The following is a 7,915-nucleotide window of genomic DNA, read 5'->3' as shown; positions in this document are numbered from 1 at the left end:
TTCGATTTCTCTTAAGGAACAATAACCGTTCTCCATGAAAGCAAACAGAATAACTTTTAGTAACTTTTCTGCATCACATCTTGGGCGACCTGTTTTGTAGCCTTTCCCTTCTACAAAGTATGGTGTTAGGTCAATGTGATCCATTACATCACAGAAAGTATAAACTGGATCAGAAATATTAATTATTTTTTCGATAACCAATGGTAATTTTAGCTGACGTGCTGTATAATTATCATTGATATTTTTATTTTTTAGCATAATTAATTATATCAAAAAACGGCTATGAGCGCGAGCTCATAGCCGTTTTTCTATTAGGGGATTTTTTTTACAGCCCCTTTTTTATCATTCAAAATCTTCCCATATATCTTTCATCTTCTTTATATGTTCCTTAATCTTTCCAAAATCAATTTTCAACTTCCCACCATAAATCAAAATAGGAATTTTATCATCAAAGTCAAACATATCAATCAAACAATTATCCTCAAAGTCATATCTAATAACTTTCTCATTTTTATAATCAACAACGACATACTCTCTTACACCATACTCACAATACTTGTTCATTTTTATGGTTAAATCTGTCTTTCTTGTTGACGGTGATAAAACCTCTATCACCAAATCTGGACCACCTTCTGATATCTTATTCTTTCTTTCACTTTTACATTTAACAAAAACATCTGGCTGTACAACTGTTTTATCATCATTACCCGCTGCAAGTCTAATATCAAAAGGTGCCATTCCAACAAAACAATCACCTTTATTCTTCTCTATAAATTTAGATATTTCACTATATAAATCTCCAACTATAATCTGATGAATCTGACTAGGTGATGACATATCATACACATAACCATCTATTATTTCAACTCTCTTGCCTTCCGGCAATCTAAAATTCAAATAATCATTATATGTAAATTCACCATTTTTCTTATCACCAAAATCATAACCTGAATCATAATATCCCGAATCATACTTAGCACTCTCTTCACTAAGCACTCCACAGTATCGTTCCTCTTCCACCACATAACTAGTCTTCTTATCATACTCTACAAATGCAACAGACATCTTTTCAAGAGTACTCTTTCTAGGTCTATTAATCAAACCTCCAAATACCTTTTGTACAGTACTAATAGGGAGTCCGGATTTTTCACTAATCTCTTTATAACTAAACCCATACATCTCTCTCATATTTTTCATTTCTTCCAAAGTATACATATCTTGCCCTCCCTTCAATTTTCTACAATTATTATATCATTATTTCATAATTATATCAAATATATATCAATTAAATATCAACAATATGTAAAATAGCACAAAAAAAGACTTGCCCGTCATACGACAAAGCAAGTCTTTTTTATCATTCCGATAATTTAGGCGTATTATCTTTATTTCCTTTTATCAAACACACAAGTGCTAAGCCAGCATTAATTGCACACCAACCAGACCATACTACCAAATCAGGATATGTGCTTGAATTAGCAAATCCTATCAATGCAGCTAATCCAAATATAATTAATACTGCAATATTGCCACCCTTACCTATAGATTTTCTAACCGCAATCGAAACTATTCCCCCAGCTAATAGCAAAATTGCAACTAACATTCCAGCACCACTTGATGTACTTTCATTTTCTTCCAAACCATCAGCTACTGCAACAGCACATGATTGAAACAAAACAATAACTGTAAAAACTATTGATAATATCCCCGCTACCAATTTCCATGTTTTCATTGTGCTACCTCCTCCATATCTAATATTGTTTTATAGATACCTACATGTCAATGTAGGTATCTATTTGAGATATATGTAGTATATCAACGCATTTTTTCGTTTTTTAAGCAATCTAATCATCAAAAAAACAACAAGCTAAACGCTTGTTGTTTTCTATATTCCTATTTTATTTTTCCTTCATATCCAGCCTTCTTTAAAAGCTTTCTATACTTCTTAAACTTTGTCTTAGGAACCTTAATAATAAATTCTTCTGGAGTTTCAGCAAATGCACCCATACCTATCTTTTTTATAATAACAGTTTTAAATGTTACCTTCTTTAGGTTCTTACAATTTGCTAATACACCTTCACCAATAAACTTAACATTTTTCCCTATTGTAACTTTTTCAAGTTTCTTAAGTTTACTAAATGCATTCTTTTGAATCTCAGTTACTTTATATCTATCCTTTTTATACTTAACTACACCTTTTATGGTAGCTTTTGATACTTTCTTTTTTCGAAGCCCAACTATTTTAACTTCGCCAGTTTTCTTTCTTGTACCAACTTTTCTAATCTCATATACAAATGTAGCATCTTTAAATTTGTAGCCAGCTTTATATACCTTAGTTTTTTTCTTAGTCTTTTTCGTTACTTTTACAGGTTTTTGTACTGGAGTTGTTTCTTCTGCTTTTACCTCTTCATTCTTTTCAATAGTAAAATCAACCACAACGCTTCCTGTAAACATATCAATACCATCAACCTTAACACTTGCCTTACCAGGATTTACATTTTCAGTATAACTTACTTTATAATCAACATCCTTTATAAGGCCCTTAATTGTCACTTCAGGAGTTTTTGCATTTCCATCATATGTATATTTATCTTCTGAAAGTTTAACCTTTAAATCCTTAATATCGCTGCTATTTAAATAAACTATCTTTTTAGGATTAACAACTACATTTTCAAATTCTGAATGAAGTTTTACATTACCGCTGTACGCTCTTGGTGTAATAATGATAAATCTTGTATCTTTCTGAACAAGATCATAATTTGAATATAAAATAATGCCCTCAGCCTTTCCATCTTTAGTCTCACTTAATATGGACATTTCATTATTAATCTTACCAAGCGAATCATCTACATCCTTATATTCAACCTTAATTGCTCCACCATCTAAAAATACTTTTTCAGCAAATACACTCTGTGTATAAATATGCTTAACAACATCCTTATTTACACTAACCTCAGACTGAATCATGTTAACAATAAGTGAACCAGACTTCATTGTAAATTTACATTCAGCGTATTCTTTTTTATCATTAAGATTTCTTTTAACAACTTTAAAATTTTTCCATGTAGATTTCTCAGTACTTTCCTCTGTACTATTTTCAGTTTCTTCTTCAGTTGATTCTTCCGTCTCCTCCTCGGTTAACTCTTCTGTCTCTTCCACAGAAAATTCTTCCTCAGATGTTTCTTCTACCTGACTTTCTGTTTCACTTTCTGTCTCACTTACAGTTTCAGATGAACTTTCTGTCTCTGTTATACTTTCAGTTTCTTCTTCATCACCATCAGTCTTTGTACTTATAACTTTAACACCTTCTTTAGAGTCATTTACAATAACACGTGGTCCATCAATAACTAAATCTCCATCACAAATAGATACACCGTTTCTATCATTTACGATTTCTTCTTTAATCTCATCACCTAACTCGTTAATAGTTAGTATCCCCTTGCCACTAAGTTCTATATTAGTTCTATTAACAAGGAGATTACCGTTAATAACATTATTCCCCTTAACTATAACCTTTAAGTCAGCTATTTTATATAAACTACAATCTATGTGTATACTTCCACCTTTATATCCATCCAAGGTAAGTACATTATCTTCAAGTTTAATTCCTTTAATGTCTGATTCTTCTGTTAACTTTACAAAACCATCCTCCGCTGATAAAGCAATCATAGGAACAACTATTTCATCATCAACATCAATAATCTGACTTCCAATATTTTCAGCTTTTATTTTACTTCTGTAATCACCAACTGGTCCAATTGTAACGAACATTACACACGCTAGTGATATACACAACCCTCGTCTTTTTATCCTCATTTAATTATTCATCCTCCTACAAATTATAACCCTTATGTCAAACCAACTTTAGACTTTATTATTATATCATATATATTTTTATACATACAATTATTTACAAAAATAAAAAAGACCATCTTCGCTAGCAAGACAGTCTTTTTATCTGTTTCCATAACCATTATCTCTTGCAGTATTATGATTCCCCCTGAAAACAATAACATTTCGTTTTTCTTTTCATCAATTTTATATAATACCGCCAACCCCTATTTGTTTTTTATATTTCCACGAAACATTGGTTATGCAAATCAATAAATATTAACCATACATCTGTATGGTACAACATATTTTGACTTTTTTAAAGAACTGAAAATTTAGATTTTCTTGCAAAATTGGTACTTGACAAAACACCAATTGCTTGTTCAATGGCTTTTTTACTATATTTTTTCTTATTAAACTTGCATATTCCCATAAAATATTTTATAATAAAAAAAGTTAAAAAAGGGGTTGACGAGAGGTTTTTATATAAAAAATAATGTGTTGAGGTGTTATATGGATACTATAAAAATTGCTGTTTGCGAAGATGAAGATAAGGAGTATAATCGTCTGACCGAACTCCTATCCGATTGCAAATATAATTATACTATTGAACGTTTTAATGAAGGGCAGGCTTTACTCGATAAGTACTACCCTTATAAATATAACTTAATTTTAATGGATATTTACATGGAGGGATTAGGTGGTATTGATACAGTTGCTAAAATTAGAACTGTTGATAAAATGACCACCATTGCATTTACCACAACAAGTCTAGATCATGCACTTGATGGGTATAAGCATCATGTAAATAGATATCTTGTAAAACCATTTGCTCAAGAAGATTTAATGGAAACAATCGAACTTGCTTACAATGAGATGCAAAATATTCCATCCATTTCAGTAACTCAAAACAATAAAGACATTAATATTCCATTTACTCACATTAGATATATGGAACAGATTGGAAAGGATATTAGTCTTTATCTAATGGATGAGATCATTGTAAAGCCTCAGACTAAACTTTCTGACTTACTTAAGACACTACCAAAACCACCATTTTATCAAAGCCATAAAAGTTTCGTAGTTAATCTTACACATGTTAAGTATCTTAACAAGGAACTCAACGTTTTTGAAATGAACGGCGGTGGTAATGTTTACATCAGAAGAGATAGTTTAAAAGAAGCTGAAACAACATATAAAGATTATATGTTTGAACTCGTAAGAAAGGGTATGGACGAATAAAATGAAATACTTAACCAAGAGGAATTTATCTGTTATAATCGCAGTTATTCTCTCCATGCTTTTATCAATCATTCTGATTATAACCTATGTATTCCGTGTTACTCAGATCAACCCAGCTACAACTTGTAAAACAATAAATAATGTTTCAATCTATTCTGAGGATAATAATAACAACAGGGTTAAAGGAGCACAAAAATATAAATTGCCATATACTTATGTTTGTAATAAAAACGAAGCTGAAGCTACAGTTGAATTCAACATAAATAAGAATGAAGATGACTTTTTATTTTTTGGAACTATTTACTGTCCTTTAAGAATATACGCTGATGATGAAATAATATATGATTATGGTCTTATAAACCGTTTCCCAAAAATATTCGTTGATCCACCTACTAATTTTGAATCAATCAAAATACCAGATAGGTTTAAAGGAAAAACAAATATCAAAATGGTTTATGAAAAACCAAAGACAAGAGATGCCATAAGAGTGTATGCACCTGTGGTCGGTGACAAAAACGCTATAAATGCAAAACTATTCACCGACGATGGTCCTTCATTTATATATGCTTTATGTTTCTTCTTTTTAGGAATAATGTTATTCTTCGCATCATTTGCTATTATACATTTATCTCCTAAGGCTGAAGCATTAGTATGGACTGGAGTATTTTTAGTTGCAGCCGGTACATGGCAGTTATGTGAAAACACGCTTGTAACATATTTCGTACAAATGCCGGAATTTCTATACATATTTGATTTCTTATCTTTTTATATGTTATTAATTCCATTAAGCGAAGACATGCAGGTATTTATAAACGACAAGGAAAGTCCATTCCTAAACGTTGCAGTAATTGTAAATGTAACTTCATACATAATTTCATTACTTCTATTTGTTACTAACGTATGTCCATTACACCAACAATTACCTTACTTCCATGCATTGCTTATAATGACACTGATACTTATAACAATAAACATTACATACAAAGCATTTCGATTTAATAACCGAAGGGCGAAGACATTCTTCTTCCCTTTCCTTATACTACTTATATTTACACTTTTCGAATTGCTTAGATATAGAGTAAATTCATCCTATCATATTTCATCATTCTTCCAGCTTGGAATTATGTTATTTATGTCATTCTTAATTATTTACTCTACAATTCATGTTAGATCGTTAATTAACGCAGTCGTTAAAAACACTGAATTAAAACAACAATTAAAATATCAATCAACTATCATTCAGGCTAACAAAGCTAAGATGGATCTTTTAATTAGCCACGATGATGAAATAAGAAAACAAAGACATGACATTAGACACCACTTACGAACCATTGATGAAATGATTAAAAGCGGTATGGAAACGGAGGCATCTAACTACATACAAGACATTGCAGATTCAATGCCTGCTAATACTTCCATTAATTATTGTGATAATACAATTGTTAATTCAACAATTAGTTATTACATTAGCCACGCTCAGGAAAAAGGTATTAAAACAAAGGCAAAAATTGTTGTACCCAATTCAAATCCTAACATCTCAGATGTTGATTTATGTATAATCTTTGGTAACTTATTAGAAAATGCCATCGATGCATGCAAACATCTTGAAAACATACCAAAAATTATTTCAATCAATGCACAGGTTAGTGGCGAAATGTTATTTATATATATGGATAACACATATGACAACGAAATAAAAATAATCGATAATGTCTACCAGTCAACTAAGCACGACGGTGCAGGAACTGGTCTTACATCAATCGAATCCACAGCTCAAGCTCATGAAGGAAGTGCTAAATTCACGACTAAAAATAACCATTTCATAAGTGAAGTTTGTGTTAGATTATAAAAATAATATACAATATAAAAACGCCCTAGGTATTAACCTAGGGCGTATCTTATTTTATTATTTATATGTCTTATTATATAAGTCTATTATTTCAGACTTAGTAGCTAAATTACTACTAAATGCTGATGCAGATCCAGCAGATAATCCTAATCTAAAGGCATGTTCATAATTAATTTCATCTAATAAACCACCTTCATCATTCAAACATCCAGCCACAAATCCTGCAACCATTGAATCACCTGCACCTACTGCATTAATAACTTTTCCAATTGGAGCCTCGCTTTCATATACTTTGTAGTCATCTGCTACTAACAGAGCACCATCTCCAGCCATAGATACAAGTACATTCTTTGCACCCATATCCTTAAGTTTTTTTGCATATGATATTATACTTTCCTTATCCTCTATCTTCACTTTAAAGATTTCTTCTAGTTCATGATTATTTGGCTTTATCAAAAATGGTTCATACTTTAATGTATTAAGCAATAACTCTCCTGTAGCATCTACTACTACTTTTACATTCTTTGCAGGTACAATATTTAAGATATCACTATAGATGGTATTAGGCATTGATGAAGGAATACTTCCTGCGAGTATCAAAACATCACTATCTTTTAATTCCTTTAATTTTTCAAGTAGTTCATCTACTTTTTCACTAGGAATATCTGGACCTAATCCATTAATTTCTGTACCATCAATGTTTTTTATTTTCACATTAATTCTACTTAAACCATCTTCTAACTTTATACATTCTGATTTAATCCCAAAGTCATGAACCCTTTTTTCTATTTCATCACCAGTGAATCCTGCTGCGTAAAAAATAGCTGTATTATCAATACCTAAATTTTTAAGTACAGTTGATACATTTATTCCTTTACCACCTAATAATAATTCTTCTGTTTTCGCTCTATTAGTATGTGATAATACAAATTCATCAACCGCCATATTTAAATCAAGCGAAGGATTAAAAGTTATTGTATAAATCATAGCATT

At 30.9% G+C, this 7,915-nt stretch carries 7 protein-coding genes; 2 read left to right on the top strand and 5 right to left on the bottom strand.

What is annotated here, in order from left to right; all coding sequences use genetic code 11:
• From B5D16_RS11480 to B5D16_RS11465, 4 genes are all read right to left on the bottom strand, one after another.
• On the bottom strand, positions 1 to 258 hold a 258-nt coding region (locus B5D16_RS11480), incomplete at its 3' end, for a transposase (protein ID WP_479723675.1).
• 84 nt (positions 259 to 342) lie between these two features.
• Positions 343 to 1,215: a Uma2 family endonuclease gene (locus B5D16_RS11475; RefSeq protein WP_078767129.1), complete on the bottom strand. Its 873-nt coding sequence runs from the start codon at positions 1,213 to 1,215 to the stop codon at positions 343 to 345.
• A 142-nt stretch (positions 1,216 to 1,357) separates the two neighbouring features.
• On the bottom strand, positions 1,358 to 1,732 hold the full coding sequence (locus tag B5D16_RS11470; RefSeq protein WP_078767128.1) for a hypothetical protein: 375 nt from the start codon (positions 1,730 to 1,732) through the stop codon (positions 1,358 to 1,360).
• Between the two features lie 161 nt (positions 1,733 to 1,893).
• On the bottom strand, positions 1,894 to 3,816 hold the full coding sequence (locus B5D16_RS11465) for a leucine-rich repeat protein (protein ID WP_078767127.1): 1,923 nt from the start codon (positions 3,814 to 3,816) through the stop codon (positions 1,894 to 1,896).
• A 528-nt stretch (positions 3,817 to 4,344) separates the two neighbouring features.
• Between B5D16_RS11465 and B5D16_RS11460 the strand changes: the two genes are divergently transcribed.
• Both B5D16_RS11460 and B5D16_RS11455 read left to right on the top strand, forming a co-directional pair.
• On the top strand, positions 4,345 to 5,073 hold the full coding sequence (locus tag B5D16_RS11460) for a LytR/AlgR family response regulator transcription factor (RefSeq protein ID WP_078767126.1): 729 nt from the start codon (positions 4,345 to 4,347) through the stop codon (positions 5,071 to 5,073).
• A 202-nt stretch (positions 5,074 to 5,275) separates the two neighbouring features.
• Positions 5,276 to 6,922, top strand: a complete 1,647-nt coding sequence (locus B5D16_RS11455; protein WP_159444379.1) for a sensor histidine kinase — start codon at positions 5,276 to 5,278, stop codon at positions 6,920 to 6,922.
• Between the two features lie 57 nt (positions 6,923 to 6,979).
• Here B5D16_RS11455 and pfkB read toward each other — a convergent pair whose 3' ends face one another.
• Positions 6,980 to 7,909 (bottom strand): 1-phosphofructokinase, encoded by a 930-nt coding sequence (gene pfkB, locus B5D16_RS11450; RefSeq protein WP_078767124.1) that lies wholly within the window; start codon positions 7,907 to 7,909, stop codon positions 6,980 to 6,982.
• Between the last annotated feature and the right edge of the window lie 6 nt (positions 7,910 to 7,915).

The sequence above is a fragment of the Eubacterium uniforme genome (assembly GCF_900167115.1).
In the GTDB taxonomy this organism is placed as follows: domain Bacteria; phylum Bacillota; class Clostridia; order Lachnospirales; family Lachnospiraceae; genus Eubacterium_S; species Eubacterium_S uniforme.
Note: the sequence above shows the minus strand (reverse complement) of the source record. Positions and strands in the feature narration are given on the sequence as shown.